We start from the raw sequence: 17,370 nt of genomic DNA, 5'->3' as shown, positions 1-17,370 counted from the left end.
AACACCCCGTGGGATTCCAGATGTACGTCCAGAACCTCGACGGCACACTCGCCGCAGGTGACGAGAACTGCTTCGTCTTCGCGTGGACCGCCCTGCCGCGAACGCTCGACGCCATGAACAACTTCGGGATGCTCGCCGAGCAGCCCGTTCCCTGCGCCCCGGCCCTTTCCGCCTACGGCCTGGCAGTGGAGGACTTCCAGCCCGGCGTCCAGCCTGACCAGGCAACGGCCAACCGCATCGCCGAGTACCGGGCCGCGTACCAGGCAGTCCTGGACGGTGCGGAGGCCCAGCCGACAGGCATCCCCATCTACAAGCTCGCGAACAACGACGGCTTCCTCGTCACCGTCGCCGAGATCAGTGCCGCGCTGACCGCTTACGAGGCCCACCCGAACGTAGCCATCGCCGAGATGCCCGTGGGCGATCCGACGTGGCGGCACTGGACGGCGTTCCTGCGCCGGGCCCAGACGCACGGCGGCTTCCGCACCTACTGATCCCGGCCACCGCCCGGCCCCGCGCGCTGCGGGGCCGGGCTCCGTAGACCTCTTGGAGAACGAACCACCACCATGGCCAAAGTCATCGACCTGCTGTGCGGCGCAGGAGGCAGCAGCACCGGGCTTGTCGAAGCCGGGTACGAACTGATCCTCGGGATCAACCACTGGCAACTCGCGATCGACACGCACGCCGCCAACCACCGCAACGCGGACCACGCCTGCATCGACATCTCCGGCTTCCCGATGCGCTACCTGCCCAACGCCGACGTCCTGTGGGCGTCGGTCATCTGCACGGAGATCAGCCCCGCGGGCGGGCGACGGCGCGAGACCCACCAGATGGACCTGCTCGACCTCATCGAGGAGGGCGACGACTGGGAAGCCCTGACCAAGGACGCATTCGAGCGGACCCGGGTCACCGGCTGGTGCGTCGTCCGGGCAGCCGAGGCCAAGCGGTTCAAGGCCATCGTCGTGGAGAACGTCGTCGAGTTCGGTCTCGACTGGATTCTGTTCCCGAAGTGGCTCGAAGCGATGGAACTGCTCGGCTACCAGTACCAGATCGTGTGCGTCAGCAGTGCCCACATCGGCGACGACGTCAACCTGCGCGCTCCGCAGTGGCGTGACCGGATGTACGTCGTCTTCACCCTCAAGACCATGCGGAAGCCGGACCTGGAGCCCAGGCCCCTCGCACCGTGCGTGGACTGCGGCGAGGACGTGCACGCCGTCCAGTCGTGGAACGTGGCGGGCGTACGGATCGGGAAGTACCGGCGCGACTACATCTACCGCTGCCCCAACAGCCGCTGCCGCCACGCCATGGTCGAGCCGTACGTCCGACCGGCCAGCGACATCATCAACTGGGACGACCTCGGCACACGCATCGGCGACCGCAAAAAGCCCCTCGTGGACACCACGATGGACCGCATCCGCGCGGGCCTCCTCAAGTTCCCCTACCGGCCCAGCTCGATCACCCTCACCCACGGCAAGGACGGCGGCGACCGCGCGTACGCCGTCGAGGACCGGCCCCTGCCGACACGCACGGCCAAGCAGGGTGACGCCCTCCTGGTGCCGACCGGCGGCTCGTGGAACACCGACGCCGTTCCCGTCGACGTGCCGCTTCGCACTCGCACCACCCGCGAGAGCGAAGCACTCCTGACGGTGGAGCCGTTCATCGTCGAGTTCCGCAACCACGCCACCGCCAGCCCTGCGGCCAATCCGCTGAGCGGAGTCACCGCACAGGGCAACCATCACGGCCTGGTCACCCACGCCGGCCGTGTGCCGGAGCGGGCGAGGAACACCCTCGTCGTGCCGTACCGCAAGGCCGCAGTGAAGACGGCCGCCGAACCCGTCCACACCCTCTCCACCCGTGACTCGGCCGCCCTGGTCCGCTCCGCGCCGGACATCAACGACTGCTACTTCCGGATGCTCAAGCCCCGCGAACAGCTCGAAGGACAGCGGTTCCCGGCGAAGTACGTCGTCTACGGCAACCAGGCCGAACAGACCATGCAGGCAGGCAACGCGGTCTCCGTCAACGTCGCGCGGTGGATAGGCCAGCGATTGGAGCCCGTCCTGTGACCGGAAGCCGCAGCGCCCTCCCCGGAACACACGTCACCGAGCACGCCCCCTGCTGGGGCGATCCCGACTTCGCCGTGGCCGACAACCGGTGGAAGACCGGTAAGGACCTGGTCGCCATCTGCGAACCGGTCCTCTACGTCTGCGGCGGCTGCCCCTACCGAGCCGCCTGCATCCGGCAGGTCCTGCCCGCCAAGAACGACTTCGACGGCGTCTGCGGCGGCCGGATCTGGCTTAACGGCGTGATCGTTCACGCCCTGCCGGACGCCGACCCCTCGGAGCTGCCGCCGGCGGTCATCCGCAAGTCGTGCGGCACCGCCGCTGGGTCCCGCGCCCATCGCCGCGCCGTCGAGCAGCAGTGCCCCGACTGCCAGCCCTTCTACCAGCCCGGCCCCAACCCACTCGACGCCGAGCACGAGCCGGACGCGCAGCAGCTCGAACTCCCCGACGTCGCCTGATCACTGAAGGAGTAGGACAGATGAACGACCGATCGATGCGCGAACTCCTCGGCCCCGTCGCCGCCGTGGCACTCATCGCACAGCTCAACCCAGACCTGCCCGCGCCCGGCATCGAGTTCGCCCCGATCTTCCACGACGGCGTGGAGTACGGCATGGGCGTCCGGCTGCACATGCACCGGCCGCAGGAGGGCGTCTACGAGCGATGGGCGCACCTGATCGGCAGCGATGACCCGGACTCCCACACCAATACGGCCACGACGGCCCAGGGCAACCTGTGCCGCCGCACCTACGGCAGCTACGCGGACATCCCCGTCGAGGCCGTCGCCTATGTGCCGCAGGCCGTGCCCCGAGCCGCCAACCACTGGGCGTTGGCACTCGACGAGCCCGCCGCCTGAACTCGGCTGCTTCCCACCCAACCCACAGAAGGACAGCCATGAACAAGAAGCTCCTCATCGAGGACGTCGCCGCCAAGCTCGGCTCCCGGACCGTCGCCGCGGAAGCGGTCGAGGCCGTCTTCGACTCGATCGTCCGCGCGGTGGCCGAAGGGAAGCGGGTCAGCGTGACCGGCTTCGGCTCGATCGCACCCGTGGAGCGTCCGGCACGACTCGCGCACAACCCGCAGACCGGAGAGCGGGTGCAGGTGGAAGCCACCCGAGCGGTCCGCTTCCGTCCCGGAGCGTCCTTCAAGGCCCTGGTCGACGGCACCAAGCCGCTCCCGGAAGAGGGCAGCGCCATCAAGAAGGCCCCGAAGACGCCTCGCACCTGACCTGCACGCCGTTGCCGCCCCGGCAGGACCCGGAGCGGCCCGAACCCGGAGCGCACAGTGATCGCTCACGTCGTGCAGTTCAGCGGCGGCATCGGCAGCTTCGCAGCCGCCGTCCGCGTCGCTGAGAAGCACGGAACCGACAACCTCACCCTCCTCATCGCCGACACGGGCATTGAGGACGACGACCTGTGGAGATTCGCTGACGACACCAGCCGCCTGCTGGGGGTGCCGCTGACCAAGGTGGCGGACGGGCGCACGCCCTGGCAGGTCTTCCGAGACAAGAGGTTCCTCGGGAACGACCGACTCGCGCCATGCACACGGGCGTTGAAGCAGATCCCGTGCCGCACGTGGATGGAAGCCCACAAGGACCCCGCCAGCACGCTCGTGTACGTCGGCATCGAACCCACGGCGCGCGACAAGGCCCGGATACCCGCCATCGCCCGCGCCTGGAAGCCCTGGCGCACCCGCTTCCCCCTGTGCTCGAAGTGGGAACCACCGCGTACCAAGGGCGAACTGCTCCAGGAGGCGCGTGCACTGGGCGTCGCTCCGCCGCGCCTATACGAGCTGGGCTTCTCCCACAACAACTGCGGGGGGACGTGCGTGAGGGCAGGCATGCGTCAGTGGAGGCACCTCCTCGACGTCATGCCCGACCGGTACGCCTACGCCGAGGCGGAGGAAGAGGGCCTGCGCCGGCTACTGGGGCCCGTCACGATCCTCCGCCAACGACGCAAAGGCGTCGCCCGCCCCCTGCCCCTGGCCGAGCTGCGGCGAGCGCACCAGGCGGCGCCCATGCTGCCCGACGAACGAGAAACGCCCCCCGTCGACCGCGACGAGCTGATGAACGAAGAGGTGTGCTGATGCACGAGGAGATAGCCGAGAGCGTCTGGGAAGCGGTCGGACGCTGGGTGGAGGGTCGACGTGAGGAGTCCGTGCAGATCCTCGCCACGCTGGCCGAGACGCAGACGCCGTCGATGATGTACGGGGTGGCCCTGGGCATCGCCACCGTCGCCAAGGCCGCGCTGACGAAGATGCACGGAAGCCATAGCCACACCTGCTTTTGGGGGATCAGAACTGCTGACGGGTCGCGGCCGGAGGACACCATTCCCCCGCATCACCTGTTCGCCGCGCGCTTCATCGCCGCCTACCTTAACGACGACACGGACACCACGCTGGCTCTCTACGACGCCGCCTACACGTCCGATGACCCGGACCTGTGGCCCGCGTGCATGCACACGCTTCTCGCCGCGACCGGGGAAGCCGTGATCGCGGCCACGCCGGGGGCTGACCGGTGACGGATGCCGCCACGTACTCAGCGGACGGGCTGCGCGACGATGTCGCCGACCCGGCGACCTGGAGCGTCCGGGTATGCGCACACCGGTGCTCAACGTGCATCTTTCGGCCGGGCAACCTCATGAACCTGGAGCCGGGCCGGGTAGCGGGCATGGTCAACAAGGCCGTGGCCAGCGAAGGGCACATCGTCTGCCACAAGACGCTCGGCACGGACACGCCCGCCATCTGCGAGGGGTTCACCAACCACCCCAAGGGTCGGGTGGCCTCCCTGGCACTTCGGCTCGCCCGAGCCGGCGTGCTGAGGATCGTCGCCGTGCAGCCGGACCAGGAGAGCGGGTCGTGACCGGACTGCTCTGCGCGCTCCTCCTCCTCGGATGGCTGGCCGGGGCCGTCATCCTGACCGTCACTGTCACCGTGCTGCTCGCCGACGAGCCGCTGCTGCGCCTGGCCGCGCAACTGATGCCCGTCGCAGTGGCGCTGTACCTCGCTGTCGTCATCGTCTTCTGGCCTGCGGTCGTCGTCGCCAGGGCCATCGACGTGCTGGTGAACCGGGACCGCCCATGACCCACATACGCACCGGCCGCATCTTCGCGGCCTGCCACCCGCAGGACACCGCTCGCATCCGCATCGTGGAGTACGAAGAGGGGGACGCGCGCGCCCTGGTCGCCGACGCGGCCACCGGGCTTCGACAGCGCCTCATCCTCGTGTCGAGCCTGCATCCCACGGCCGTCACCGGGACGGGAAGCAGACGCAAGAGCGGATACGCGCCCGAGGACGTGCCTGCGCTGGACGTGCGTGCGGCGACGCAGCCGACGGCGCTGTTCCAACGCGGAGATGTCGCCGCCGAGACGACGGACTGGTTCGACGGGATGCCGGGCCGCCGGTTCCGCGTGGCACTGCCCCCGCGGCTACTGCTCCTCAACTCCAACCAGCGGCTCCACCATCACCGTCGTGCCGACATCACCAGAGTTCTGCGGCGCGCCGCCTGGGCGGCTTCGCGGGCGGTGCCGCATCTGGAGAGGGCGCACATCGTCGGCGTGCTGCACCCCGAGGACCGGCAGAGGCGCGACCCGGCCAACTGGTATCCCAGCTTCAAGGCGTGCGTGGATGGGCTCGTGGACCAAGGAGTCCTGGACGACGACGACCACACGCGTGTCATCGGCCCGGACATGAGGATCGGGCACGTCGTCACCGGGTCCCGTCTCGTGCTTCACATCAGAGAGCTAGCCACGCCGGAAACGCCCGCTGAGCTGCGGAAATAGCTCCGTCCCCTGAGAAGAAAATACCCCCAAAATCTTGCAAACCCCCCTAATGCATATAGAATAGAACCAGAGCGAAGGGGGAAGCCCCACCCGAACTCCGCCCGGCGGCCGGTGACCTACAACCCGGCCGCCGGGCGGACCTACACCAAGGAGGACACGCGTGACACCGGTCGACCCCTGTCGGATCGCGGATCGCCAGGTCTGCCTGGCCACCCGCGATCTCTCGCGCGCCGTGCTGCGGCGCCTGACGGTCACCGCAGCCGGGATAGAACCGCGCATCAAGACGATCGTGGCCACCCAGACCGACAGCCCCGGCAGCTACGCCCTCTGGCGTCTGCACGGCGGCGACGGGCGACTCCTCCTCCAGTTCGATCTGACCAGGGAGCCGGGTGCCGAGTGGGTCAGCCTCACCCGCGACGTGTCCTTCCTCGCCCGGCTGGCCGACGTCCGCACCCACCCGCCCGGCTACTTCTACGTCCACCCGCTGCCGGACCCCCGCGACATCGCCATCCCTCTGCCCTCCAACCCCCGGGGCCAGGCCCCGCGCACGATTGGACCGCTTCAGTGATCGCCACCACCCCGGCCCTGCTCGTCCAGCCTGACGGTCAGGTCGAGGAGATCATCCTCGACTCCCATCTGCCCGACCAACTGCGGAGCATCGGCTTCCACGTCGACGGCGCCCACGCCTACCCACTGGGCCGCCTGGCCGTCGTCCACGGCGGACAGAGCAGGGAGACGGTCAACAACGTCGCCCGGCAAGCATGGATGAGCGTCACCGGCGGAAGCACTCCGCCCGTGCTGCGCGGACCCGTCATCATCACCGGCCCTGCCGACAGTGCCGGCGACTACACCCCGCTGCCCGCGCTGAGCGCCGAAGCTGTCCGCCGAGCCTCGGGCCTGCTGTCCGGCGCGTTCGCCGTGGCGCCGGGCGTGAGCGCGGCGCAGCATCCCGGCGGTCGGGTCCACCAGTGCGACGCCTACGCCGTCAAGCGCCACAAGGGCAGCGGTCGCTGGGCCTTCGCCGTCCTCGACGGCGTCGGCGACACGCCGGAAGCCCGGCGCTTCGCCCGCAGGTTCGCGCCTCGCATAGCCCGCGCCGCAGCCCTCCACTGCGACCCTGCTCGCGCCCTCGCGGCAGCACGCGTCCAGGCCAGGAACGAGAGCCGCTGGGACTTCGACCCCGCGACCGACCCCAGCGCCGTCGCGGTCGTCGCCGTGGTCGACCACCGCTCGCCGCTCGTCCGCTTCGCCTGGTGCGGCGACGCACGGGCCTACCGGCTCACCCCGATCGGTACAGCGGTGCCGCTGACCAAAGACCACAACTACGCCGAGGAGCAGCGAGCCCGCGGCCGTACTCCAGGCCCGTACGACAGGAACTTCATCACCTCCTGCCTGATGCGCGGCTCCATCGAGGCGGGAGCGGTCGAGCGCAAGTACGCCCGGCGACTGCTGCTGTGCACCGACGGTGTCCACGTCCCCTTGGAGGAGCAGGGTCGCGGAGTGGGCGACATCCTCGACCTCGCCGCCGACGCCAAGGACGCGGCCACCATGTGCATCGCCGACGCGCTGGAGGCCGCCGGACTGGACGGCGTCTCCGACAACGCGACGGCCCTCGTCGTGGACTTCCCCGAGAGCTAACCCCCTTCCCGCCCTCAGCATGGGCGCACCCTCCCCCGATTTGCCTATAGAAAAGAAGCATTCGAGGGGTGCGCCCCGAACTGGAGATCCCATGCCTGCCCGCCCCACGACGCCGGTCATCACCACGCCGGAACACCACTTCGGCGCGATGTTCCTGGTCATCGCCGCCCGCCAGCCCGACGACGCGACGCTCCGCGTCGCGGCGAACCTCATCGACAGCGCCGCAACCGCGTCCTGGGCGCTCCGGCCGGACAGCCTCGTGACGCTCGCCCAGGACCAGTACCGCCAGCTCCTGGACTACACCGCCGCGCCCCAGGTCCTCGACCTGGCCCTGTACCTCGGCGGCGACAGGAAGCAGATCCGCACCCTCATGGATCACATCGGCCGAGAGATCGCCGAACTCCTCGTCCACTACCCGGCACCCCAGTCGCGGGACTGACCACCCGCCGACGTGCTCACGAAGGAGAGACACAGTGACCAGCTCGCCACAGCAGACGTGGTGGGTCATCTACCGCGAACCCAACCCCGCCGAAGTCGAGGTCGTAGCGGTCGAACCCCCACCCGGTGACGAAGCCGCCCACGACAGGCGGTGCGCTGAGCTTCAAGAAGCCCAACAGCACGCCTACGTCGTCACCGCGCCCGACGCGGACGCCGCTGGCGACATCGCCCTGCGCGTCTGGGCGGAGGAACTCGTTGCCAGCCCCGCGCGGCTGGCCGCCGCCAACGCCTACCTCGCCGCCAGCGCCCGCACCAAATAGAACGCTTGGAGACCAGCATGCACACCATCGCGTCGGAGATCCTTTGCGCCACCCTCGTGGCCCGTCTGGGCGTGCACCCCGTGGCCGCCGAGAGCGCCCTGCTCGCCACCCTTGAGCACTTCCACGCCCAGTCCCACGAGCCCGCCGTCGCTCGCGCCGGCTTCACGCCCGCCGAGTACATGCAGACCGCCATGCGGACGCCCCGCTTCAAGGCCACCCTCACCGCCAGCGCGCTCCTGTCCGACGGCCGGGAGGCTGACGCCCGCCTGAGCTGGGAGGCGTACGTGCAGCGGGAGATCGCCGTCGCAGAGCGAGCCCATCAGGCCGTTCCGCCGACCGCCCTCCTCGGCGACACCGACGCCATGCACCGCGTCGGACGACGGCTCGGTCTCAGCGACGAGCAGACCGACCAGTTCATCCCGGGCATCGTGCTCACGCTCGCCGCCGGATACCCGTACCGCGCGCCCAACCAGCGGCACCTGAGCCTCACCGGCATCCTCGCCCAGGTCGCCACCGAGGAACTGACCGAACTGCTCAGGCACACCGCCCTGTCGGCGGCGGGGCGCTCCGAGGAAGCCGCCGCCGCCCTGCGCCGCATGCAGCGCGGAGCACGCTAACCCCCCTGTACGGCGGCCCGCGCAACGGGCGAGCCGCCGTACAGCCACGCCCCGACCATCCCCGTCCTGGAGGACCGCATGAGCCAGCTCGACCTGTTCGCCGACGCCGACGTTCCCGACGAGTCCCCGCCCCCGCCCATCCCCGCGGCAACCCGCAGGTACCTCGCCGACCTCCCGCCGGCGCCCGCCCCCGTCACCACCTCGCCCAAGGCCCGCCCCAAGCTGGCCACGGTCAAGCCCAAGCCGGGCCACTACCGGCCCTCGTTGAGCAACCCGCACCAGACCGCCTTCGACGTAGCCGAGGCCGTCAGCTACGCCTGGCACCACGCTCAGGGCGGGGCGAGCATCGAGATTCCCATGGGCGTGGTGGCCACCCTCGCCCTGTGGCCCCTGCGCGGCCCGGACGCCTACCTCGCCGCCGACTGGTGGCTCAGCCTCGACGACGACCAGCTCCTCATGGCCTTCCGCGAGTGCTGGGCGCGCTGGTGGATCATGCGCCCGGACCTGATCGACCGAGCCACGCCATTGCACAAGTGGATCGAGGACGAGAAGCCCGGACCGACACGCGCCCGCGCCGTCAGGGCGGTGGTGGAGGCCGCGCTCACCCGAGGGCTGCTCCACCTGACCAGCAGCGACAACGCGTACTCCCGCTCAACCGCGGATGTGATGGGCGCCCTGCTGGCCATCATGCGGTCGAAGGGGGCCCATGACGCTCTCGCGGAGGTTCACACGCCGCCCGAGGTGGCCGAACTGATGGCGCTGATGATGCTCGGTGACATGCCGCTCAAGCCGGGGATGAAGTTCGACGAGCCCGCCGGTGGAACCGGCGGGATGTACCGCGCGGCCGTCCAGGTCATGCGGGAGAGAGACATCGACCCCCACGAGTTCGGATGGTGCCTGACCGACATCGACGAACTCGCGGCGGCCGGTGCGGCCGTCAACGCCATCATCTGGGACCTCGGTCCGCACGTCCTGATCGCCTGCGGTGACACCCTGCACGACGGAGACGTGAAGGCGAGAGCGGTACAGCAGGCCCGTGACTCCATCGAGCGGCGTGATGATCTGCACGCCCAAGCCGCCATCCTTGCGGCGCTTCAGCAGGTCGAGGCGCTGGTGCGTGAAGTAGCTGCCTGACCAGGGCAGACGCACCCGAAATCGGCATAGGCGATCTTGACCCTGTCCCGAATGCATATAGAATAGAACCCGCGAAGGGGGTTCCGATGATCTACAGGCCAGGCGACCGCGTCGCGCTCGTCCACACTACCGACCCGCACACCGACCTCGCCGAGGGAGACGAGGGAACCGTCCGGCGGTACGACGCCAACCTCTCCCAGCTCTCCGTCGACTGGGACAGCGGCTCCACGCTCTCGATGCTCCTGGACGACGGCGACGAGGTGCGCCCCGCGTAACCCATCGGGCCCGTCCCGCACCGTGACGGGCCCGACGCCCCACCAGCAGACCTCTTGGAGACACGACCCATGCTCATCACCGACGCCGCAGTCCGAGAAACGGCGGCCACCCTCGCCCAGAGCCTCGGAGGAGACTGGACGCTCGATCCCGAAGCGCCCGCCGACGGGGCGGCCCACCTGATCTACAGCGACGGACGAGCCATCAGCTTCCGCCCCATCTTCGGCGGAGCAACCGTCCAGCTCTGGATCACCGGTAACGCCGCGCCCACCCTCCCCGCCGACGCCAGCGCGGCTGAACGCGCCGCCCACGAGGCCCACGTCGCCGTGCGCCTTCCCGAAGGCCACCGCTACAACAAGGCGACCACCCTCGTCACGGACGAAGAGGAGGAACCGGCGGCCATCATCCTGCGCATTCTCGAAGACCTTCTCCCGGCCTTCGAGCACAAGCCCGGCTACGTCGGCCACAAGCCGTGGATAGACCTCTTCGACAGTGCCCTCGCGGCCGTCGCCGCCGAGCGCACTCCGTCGCCAGCCACCGCCACCGGTTCGGAACACCCGGACCCCGAGCCGCAGGCCGCGCCCGACCCCGAGCCGCAGGCCGCGCCCGACCCCGAGCCGCAGGCCGCGCCCGAGCCCGAGGTGGACCCGGTGCCCGAGGTGGACCCGGTGCCCGAGGTGGACCCCGCCCCGGAGTCCGCGCCCGCGCCTGAAGCGGAGGCCGAGTCCGAGTCCCAGTCGGAAGTCGACCGCGAGCCCGAGGTCCAGCCCGAGCCCGAGCCCGACGTGGTCGGTGAATCCGCCCCCGCCCCAGCCGAAACGTCCAGCAACCCGGCCGACGAGCAACCGGGGGCCGCCGCGGCGCGGCGTCCACGCAAGCGCGCACCCAGGCGGCGCCCGAAGGCCAGCACCAACTGACCCGTACGACCCGACAAGGGGCGCGGCAACGCCGCGCCCCTCCCGGAGTGCCATGAGCAACGACACCGGAGCCATAGCCCGGCAGCGCCACTACACCAGTCTCCGGAATGCCGACAGGGATGTCCTCCGTGGGACCTGGTCCATCGCATACGGCGACCCCGGCTTCACCACGCAGTTCGGCACACCGCCGGAACCCAGCGACCGTCACTCAGCAACATCCATACAGAAGATCGTCACCGACGCCCTATGGCTGTACCGCGGCGCCTGCCTCGCCTGTCCCTGGGAGGGTCCAGACCGGAGACGCCGGGACGCAGCGATCGAAGACGCCCACGACCACACCCATCCCGAATGGCGCAGTCTCCCGATCATGGACCGGGCGAGCGGCAGAGGGGCACGGACCTGGTGGCGTCACGTCAGGGCGAGGTACCCGCAGGGCTGGTTCGACGCCGGCGGACCGCTTCGGCTCTACGCCGAGCCGCCCTTCGACCGGCACAAGGCCGGGGCCGCCCCCGGTGGCGGATTCATCCTGCACACGACCCGCCGGAAGCCGAAGCCGTCCAGCGCCATACAGCTCACCCTGACGTAGGTGTGGTCAGCCGGGTAGAGTGACGGCACGACGTCTGGCCTGCATGAACGGCCACAGAGGCTCCGCCCCGGTTCTGGGGCGGAGCCTCTTCGCGTTGGAACGGGAATCCGCTGCGGAGGAGTTCGACCACCGGCCTGGAGCTCTTGCGATCGTTTCCGGAGCACGTCCTCACGTCCCCGTGGGGACTCGTTGAGGACGCGTTGGGGACACAAGGACAGGAAGAGACTGACAAAGGTTCCAGAGCCCCAGCACACGCCATGCCGTTTGAGCTGGGAAAACGCCCAAATCCGCGCAGACAAGCAAGGGCCGCCAAGATCCTCAAAGGACTCATAATCCGTCGGCCGTGGGTTCGAGTCCCACCCGCCCCACTGTGCAACGTGGTCAAAGAAGCGTTCTGACCAGCAACTTTGCTGGTCGGCCGGACTCAGAGCGGCCTTGGCTGCCCTAGTTGATCACGTCCTCGTGGGTGTTGAGGACAGAGTTGAGGACGCCGATCTCCGGCGAACCGGACCTACGGTGCAAGTGGCGCTTCGGGGTCATTGCCCGCCTGTTTTTGGCGCTGCCTCCCTGTTATGAGATCGCGACTGGAGCGGGCGTGCTGGGGGCCGTGTAACGGCCCGATCTGATAACGGCCCAGCCTCGGCGGCGCCAGTGGTGCTGGACCTGGCCGCGACACTCGGCAGCGTGCGTGACGAGTCAGGCTCGGACCATGGTCAGTGCCTGCCTGATGTTCGTTTCCTGGCGATCTGTCGTGCAAGTACGGGCCCTGGCGGACGGTGTACGGGCTGTTCTGACGCTGGCAGTGGCAGGGTGCGGGCCGGCTACTGGCATTGCTACAGGCGCAGGCCTACGTGGCCGGGTTGATCGCCTGAGACGTGAACGTTGACTTCATGATCTGCCGGGGGCATCGGTACGCGACTGGCGTCGCCGCAATGGCGTAGAGCGGCAGAAACCGCCCGGCGAGGCTGCTGCCTAGTCGGATGACCACGGCTTAGGCGGGTCGCAGGGGGGCCTCTATGTCGTTCGTCAAGGATGAGTAGGTCATGCGGGGGCGGTTTCGGGGGTGCGGGGTTCGTAGAAGGTGCCGTCGCAAAGCATGGCGAACAGCACGCTGATGCGGTGGCGGGCCAGACGGAGAAGGGCCTGCGTGTGGGTTATGCGGGCCCGGCATCGGTCGTAGTAGTAGGTGCGGGGGGCGGGATCGTGCAGGGCGGCGAATGCGGACAGGAACATCGCGCGTTTCAGTTGCCTCTTGCCGCCTCTGGGCGCGCGTTCGCCGTGGATCGAGGTTCCCGACGACTTCGTCGTCGGGGCCAGGCCGGCGTAGGAGGCGAGGTGGGCGGCGCTGGGGAAGCTGGTGGCGTCACCGACGGTGACCAGCAGCACTGCGGCGGTCATGACCGCGACCCCCGGCATCGAGGTCAGGACCTTGGAAAGAGGGTGCTCCTCCAGCAGGGCTTTGATCTGGGCTTCCAGGGCCCGGCGCTGTTCGTGAACGGCGGCGAGGGATCGGGCCAGAGACGGGATCACGACGTCGAGGGTGCCCGTGCCGGGGACGACGACGGTCTGTTCGTCGAGTGCGTCGAAGACGTCGTCGATCAGCCGGGCGGCCATGCGTGGGGCCTTGGCCGGATCACCTCAACCAGCCTGCGTCGACCGGCCTTTCGCAGCGCGGCCGGAGAGCCGTAGCGTTCCAGCAGCCAGGTCACCGCGGGGTGGTCCAGGCGGGAGCCGAGGACGCGTTCCAGCGAGGGGTGGAACTGGGTGAGCAGACCGCGTATCCGGTTGGAGGTGCGGGTGGCCTCGGCCGCGAGGTCCTGGTCGAAGCCGACGAGCACGGTCAGCTCGGCGGTGATCTCATCGGTCAGTTCCAGCGATCGCAGGGTGTGCGGCATGGTGCAGGCGGCGTCCGCGATCACCGCGGCGTCCTTCGCGTCGGTCTTTGCCTGGCCCGGGTAGAGGTCGGCGATCCGCCGCATGGACAGGCCGGGCAGGTAGGCGACCTTGCAACCCGCATCCCGGGCGACGGCCAGGGGCAGGGCTCCGATCGAGGCCGGCTGGTCCACAATCACCAGCACGGTGCCGAACTTCGCGGCCAGCTTGTCGAAGACGGCGCGCAGCTTCGGCTCGCTGTTGGGCACCTGCTTGTCGAAGACCTTCTTGCCGGCCGGTGTGAGCCCGTGGCCGTGATGGGCCGTCTTGCCGACGTCCATGCCGAGGAAGACACACACGTCGATGTGGTCCAACCCGTCCTCCCGAGCGGGGTTCGTGCGGTGCTGGCCAGGGCTTCGGCGCCGTACGCGCATCCACGTTATGCAGACCTGCCGCCCGAAGACGGCCAGGCATTGCGCCTGGCCAGGCGGTAGTCGGACCTCTCATCAGCGTCTCCAACGGCACCCTCGGTGACACCACCCCCCAGGTCATCCCTTCGACAGGGGGGAACAGCCATGCCGGGCCCGGAGGCCAGCAGCCCTCTTGCGGGACCGCGAAGAAGATAACGGGGGGTGCGGTGTACCGCAGCAGAGGCGGCATGATCTTCAGGTGCTTCCGTCAGTCCTGCAGCAACCAGACCGCGGCGTCTGAGGCAGCAGTCCACCCCTGTCCAGCGGTCCTGATACCAGAAGAGGGCCTCCGGAGTCGGCGAGCGGGACCGGCTGGTCGGAGAGGTGCAGGGCTGAGCGGCTGCCGACCTGGAACGCCGCGACTTCCGGCTGGGATCTATGTGCGCGGTCGCGCTCGAGGTACTGGGCAAGCGGTGAGCGAAGCTCCTCGCCGACCCTCTGAACATCAGCGTCGATGGCGTAGTGACCATGGATCTGCAGGAGAACTTGCGCGGCATCGAGCGGCACATCGAACAGGTCCGACAAACCCCGCTCCCGACGGCACTGACGAGGAAGAGAACGGGGACGAGTCGATTGCGGTGGCATGCCTGACCGCCGCCCGCCGCTACCGTAGCCCTCAGCTTTGAACGCACCCCCGCCCGGACGCAGCGTGAGTCGACTCACAGAGCTCTTTCAGCGGTGTCGCTCCAGGGTGAGGACGGCGGCGGAGATTGACGACATTCGATTCGGGCTGCATCGAGCCTTGCGGAAGATCCGCCAGGACTTGAGTCGTGCGACGCCGCGCTCGACCGGTGCGCGTGCAGCGGAGAGCGCGCGGTTGACGGTTCGCTGGGTTGGTGTGAGGTCGCCGCCCGGCGGCCGCCTGAGGGGCGTCGTCACCCACGGGCCGGCTCCGATGTAGGCACGGTCGGCGAGGACCGGGACGCCTTGGCGTTCGCAGATCCGGATGATGCGGTGGGTGCGGGCTGCGGTCAGATCGTGGGCGCGGCCGGGCAGTGCGGGTGAGGTCCACAGCAGCCGTCCTGCTGGATCGGTCACCAGCTGCACGTTCACTCCGTGTCGGCGGTGCTTGTGGGAGTAGTCGGCCCGGCTGTCGCCGACTCGGTCGCATTCCGCGAGAGTTCCGTCGAGCAGGACGTAGCGGGGATCGGTCTCACGCAGCACCTTGAGCAGGCCCGGTGCACGGTCGGCGAGCACACTGACCACCGCGGTGGTGTAGGCGTGGGCGGTGCCCACCGAGATACCGAAGCCGCTGGCAATCTGCGCGAGGGTGTCGTGCTTGCGCAGGTACGTCAGGCCGACAAGCGCACGCTGGTGCGGCGGGAGCTTGCAGCGGCGGTCACCCTCACGGGTGACGATCAGCATCGTGACCCACTCGACGAGCTTGTGAGGCAGGTCGAGTGCGGCAGGATAGGCAACCAACGAGGCTCCTGTGCCGGTGGGTTGAGACTTCGAACACCTCCCTCAACGGCACGGGAGCCTCGGGCGTTGTGGGCACCCTCACCATCACCTGATCAGTGGCCACGCTGAAAAGGCTCACAGAGTGGCGTCTTCACTCGTGACCTGCGCGGGAATGCCCACGAAGTGCGCCTTGATCAATTGGCGCGATTGCTCGGGTGACCGGGCGCTTGGTTTCTTCATACGTTTCGGATGTGACCACCAGCGGCCTGGATGTAGATCATCCCACGCGGGCCGTGCCTGCTTGTCAAAGCGGCCGACCCCCGGATTGTGGTTGCCGAAGCCGTCGACGACAGTGTTCCAAACAGGGCGATAGTGCCGGATCATAACGCGCTCCGCGAGGCTGACGAAGGCTTCGATCGCTACGAGGTAACGCGCGTGAAAGAACTGGATATCAAGATCGCTGTCGAGCCGAGCGACTTGTTCTATGGAGTCCTTATGCTCTTCTAGGCGATCAAAGAGGGCGCGCGTTGGCGCGTTCAGATCGGTTGTGCCTTTGCGTTCCCCCTCGCGGCGAGCTTGGCCCACGTAGATAGGGGTGCCCCCAAAAGGCTTGACGATCGGCTTGTAGAGCGGATGAGGGCCCGAGTAATAGATGGCGTAGACACCGGCGCCGAGGGTGGGCGCGATGGAAGCCAGCGGCTCGATCGGGCGGCGCAGCAATTGCGCCTCGACGCTGCGGCCGAGGTTTTCCAGGTCGAGAGGGTTGTACTCTTCGTGCCGCTGTGCGCCATTCATCCAACTGGCGGGCTTGGGCTTCCTCCGTGGGGGAGCGGGAGGCGGTTCGGCCTCGAGCCAGAAGGACAGGGTGCTTGGCGTGGTCATGAGGGCTCCGGGATGTGAGCAGCGTTTGACGACGAGTGCGGCCGTCGAGTGCTCGCGTGGCTACTCGCGGTGTACACCCACGCCGCCTGGAAGCGGCTGTGGGTCGAACTGGTTGACTACGCGTCTTCGTCGGTTTCCTCGGCCTCGTCGATAGGGCCGGGGGGCTCAGCCTCTGGCGCCGTCTCGAACGACTCCGTGCCGCGGTAGTAGAGCCAGGCGCTCGGATACTCGCGGGGGCTGTCGTCGTACATGATCACGTAGCCCATCAGGGCGACGATCTGCCAGGAGTCTGGTATCTCCTTCGCGAGCAATCTGAAGACGGAGTCCGCCGTCATATCCGCTTCAGGGATCGTCACCAATCGCTGCTTGAAGAGAGGCGACTTCTGATACCTGAAGTTGTACGGAAGGCCCGTCTTCATCTCGTCCAGCAACTTCTGAAGGGTTACGACACCTGGTGTGAGCCCATCGACCGTACGTTCCAGGTCGATGGGGAAGAGCATGTCGAAGTGGTTGGCCTTGAGGACTGTGCTGTCACGATTCCGGCCAGGGTCCTTGTTGCCGAAGCCGTTGTTGTTCCATGGGATCTGGCCGGCTTCTTTGTGGTGCGTGATGAGCAGCTGCTCCGGCGCGAGGGCGGAGAAGTCCTCCGCGACGTAGAGGCAAGAGAACTCCACGTCTCGCAAGAAGATGCCGCGACGTCCGCCGATCTTGCGGAGGTGCTGACGTAGCCTGACAGGTATCGATTTGTCCGCCTTGCCCACGTAGACGAACTCGCCATTGAGGTAGAGCTGGTAGACCCCGGGCTTCTCCTTGAGGTCGTCGATGCTGTCCTCGGCCAATGGGGCCCGGTCCAGTCCCTCAAGCGCGTCCGCGAGCTGATCGCCGAGGGCCTTGGTGATGCTCAGGGTGAAGTCTCTGTGGTACTTGGCCCCGTCATCGGACTCGACTGCCGGCGTCATCCAAGCGTCCTTTCGCTCAAGTGATCACCG

21 protein-coding genes and 2 pseudogenes are annotated in these 17,370 nt (G+C 68.4%); 19 read left to right on the top strand and 4 right to left on the bottom strand.

Annotated features, from left to right (window positions below):
- Positions 1–8: 8 nt before the first annotated feature.
- The 19 genes and pseudogenes from ACFF45_RS03365 to ACFF45_RS03275 all read left to right on the top strand — a co-directional run bounded on the left by ACFF45_RS03365 (position 9) and on the right by ACFF45_RS03275 (position 11,756).
- Positions 9–491, top strand: a complete 483-nt coding sequence (locus ACFF45_RS03365) for a hypothetical protein (protein WP_381341626.1) — start codon at positions 9–11, stop codon at positions 489–491.
- A gap of 72 nt (positions 492–563) precedes the next feature.
- On the top strand, positions 564–2,060 hold the full coding sequence (locus tag ACFF45_RS03360; RefSeq protein ID WP_381341624.1) for a DNA cytosine methyltransferase: 1,497 nt from the start codon (positions 564–566) through the stop codon (positions 2,058–2,060).
- The gene (locus ACFF45_RS03355) at positions 2,057–2,515 is read left to right on the top strand and encodes a hypothetical protein (RefSeq protein ID WP_381341621.1); all 459 of its coding nucleotides are present in this window, start codon (positions 2,057–2,059) and stop codon (positions 2,513–2,515) included. The genes ACFF45_RS03360 and ACFF45_RS03355 overlap by 4 nt, the downstream gene beginning before the upstream one ends.
- A 20-nt stretch (positions 2,516–2,535) precedes the next feature.
- Positions 2,536–2,910 carry a hypothetical protein gene (locus tag ACFF45_RS03350; RefSeq protein WP_381341618.1) on the top strand — a complete coding sequence of 125 codons (375 nt, stop codon included), beginning with the start codon at positions 2,536–2,538 and terminating at the stop codon, positions 2,908–2,910.
- Positions 2,911–2,948: 38 nt separating this feature from the next.
- Positions 2,949–3,266 (top strand): annotated as a pseudogene (locus tag ACFF45_RS03345) (HU family DNA-binding protein); the annotation flags it as partial.
- Between the two features lie 72 nt (positions 3,267–3,338).
- Positions 3,339–4,139 (top strand): hypothetical protein, encoded by an 801-nt coding sequence (locus ACFF45_RS03340; protein WP_381341615.1) that lies wholly within the window; start codon positions 3,339–3,341, stop codon positions 4,137–4,139.
- Positions 4,139–4,573, top strand: a complete 435-nt coding sequence (locus ACFF45_RS03335; protein WP_381341613.1) for a hypothetical protein — start codon at positions 4,139–4,141, stop codon at positions 4,571–4,573. Before ACFF45_RS03340 ends, ACFF45_RS03335 begins: the two co-directional genes overlap by 1 nt.
- Positions 4,574–4,692: 119 nt before the next feature.
- Positions 4,693–4,914, top strand: a complete 222-nt coding sequence (locus ACFF45_RS03330) for a hypothetical protein (protein ID WP_381341610.1) — start codon at positions 4,693–4,695, stop codon at positions 4,912–4,914.
- Positions 4,911–5,135 (top strand): hypothetical protein, encoded by a 225-nt coding sequence (locus ACFF45_RS03325; RefSeq protein ID WP_381341608.1) that lies wholly within the window; start codon positions 4,911–4,913, stop codon positions 5,133–5,135. The genes ACFF45_RS03330 and ACFF45_RS03325 overlap by 4 nt, the downstream gene beginning before the upstream one ends.
- Before the next feature lie 65 nt (positions 5,136–5,200).
- On the top strand, positions 5,201–5,833 hold the full coding sequence (locus ACFF45_RS03320) for a hypothetical protein (RefSeq protein ID WP_381341605.1): 633 nt from the start codon (positions 5,201–5,203) through the stop codon (positions 5,831–5,833).
- 160 nt (positions 5,834–5,993) lie between these two features.
- A complete protein-coding gene (locus tag ACFF45_RS03315) occupies positions 5,994–6,401 on the top strand; it encodes a hypothetical protein (protein ID WP_381341603.1) in 408 nt (135 codons plus the stop codon).
- Entirely contained in the window at positions 6,398–7,471 is a 1,074-nt protein-coding gene (locus ACFF45_RS03310) for a PP2C family protein-serine/threonine phosphatase (RefSeq protein ID WP_381341602.1), read from the top strand. Before ACFF45_RS03315 ends, ACFF45_RS03310 begins: the two co-directional genes overlap by 4 nt.
- Before the next feature lie 91 nt (positions 7,472–7,562).
- Positions 7,563–7,910: a hypothetical protein gene (locus tag ACFF45_RS03305; RefSeq protein WP_381341600.1), complete on the top strand. Its 348-nt coding sequence runs from the start codon at positions 7,563–7,565 to the stop codon at positions 7,908–7,910.
- A 34-nt stretch (positions 7,911–7,944) separates the two neighbouring features.
- Complete coding sequence (locus tag ACFF45_RS03300) at positions 7,945–8,229, top strand: hypothetical protein (RefSeq protein ID WP_381341597.1); 285 nt, start codon at positions 7,945–7,947, stop codon at positions 8,227–8,229.
- Between the two features lie 17 nt (positions 8,230–8,246).
- Positions 8,247–8,846 carry a hypothetical protein gene (locus tag ACFF45_RS03295; protein WP_381341595.1) on the top strand — a complete coding sequence of 200 codons (600 nt, stop codon included), beginning with the start codon at positions 8,247–8,249 and terminating at the stop codon, positions 8,844–8,846.
- A 78-nt stretch (positions 8,847–8,924) separates the two neighbouring features.
- On the top strand, positions 8,925–9,980 hold the full coding sequence (locus ACFF45_RS03290; protein WP_381341592.1) for an N-6 DNA methylase: 1,056 nt from the start codon (positions 8,925–8,927) through the stop codon (positions 9,978–9,980).
- A gap of 86 nt (positions 9,981–10,066) precedes the next feature.
- Positions 10,067–10,255, top strand: a complete 189-nt coding sequence (locus ACFF45_RS03285; protein ID WP_381341590.1) for a DUF4314 domain-containing protein — start codon at positions 10,067–10,069, stop codon at positions 10,253–10,255.
- Between the two features lie 69 nt (positions 10,256–10,324).
- The gene (locus ACFF45_RS03280) at positions 10,325–11,170 is read left to right on the top strand and encodes a hypothetical protein (RefSeq protein ID WP_381341588.1); all 846 of its coding nucleotides are present in this window, start codon (positions 10,325–10,327) and stop codon (positions 11,168–11,170) included.
- A gap of 52 nt (positions 11,171–11,222) precedes the next feature.
- The gene (locus ACFF45_RS03275; RefSeq protein ID WP_381341587.1) at positions 11,223–11,756 is read left to right on the top strand and encodes a DUF6349 family protein; all 534 of its coding nucleotides are present in this window, start codon (positions 11,223–11,225) and stop codon (positions 11,754–11,756) included.
- A 1,041-nt stretch (positions 11,757–12,797) separates the two neighbouring features.
- Here the strand turns inward: ACFF45_RS03275 and ACFF45_RS03270 are convergent.
- The 4 genes and pseudogenes from ACFF45_RS03270 to ACFF45_RS03255 all read right to left on the bottom strand — a co-directional run bounded on the left by ACFF45_RS03270 (position 12,798) and on the right by ACFF45_RS03255 (position 17,340).
- Positions 12,798–13,969: pseudogene (locus ACFF45_RS03270) on the bottom strand (IS110 family RNA-guided transposase).
- 801 nt (positions 13,970–14,770) lie between these two features.
- Positions 14,771–15,520, bottom strand: coding sequence for a transposase family protein (locus ACFF45_RS03265; protein WP_381341585.1), 750 nt, complete (start codon positions 15,518–15,520; stop codon positions 14,771–14,773).
- Positions 15,521–15,634: 114 nt separating this feature from the next.
- Positions 15,635–16,381 (bottom strand): Eco29kI family restriction endonuclease, encoded by a 747-nt coding sequence (locus tag ACFF45_RS03260; RefSeq protein WP_381341582.1) that lies wholly within the window; start codon positions 16,379–16,381, stop codon positions 15,635–15,637.
- Positions 16,382–16,497: 116 nt separating this feature from the next.
- The gene (locus ACFF45_RS03255) at positions 16,498–17,340 is read right to left on the bottom strand and encodes a GIY-YIG nuclease family protein (RefSeq protein WP_381341580.1); all 843 of its coding nucleotides are present in this window, start codon (positions 17,338–17,340) and stop codon (positions 16,498–16,500) included.
- Positions 17,341–17,370: the final 30 nt, after the last annotated feature.

Origin of the sequence: Streptomyces cinereospinus (genome assembly GCF_042430725.1) — a bacterium.
In the GTDB taxonomy this organism is placed as follows: Bacteria; Actinomycetota; Actinomycetes; order Streptomycetales; family Streptomycetaceae; genus Streptomyces; species Streptomyces cinereospinus.
Note: the sequence above shows the minus strand (reverse complement) of the source record. Positions and strands in the feature narration are given on the sequence as shown.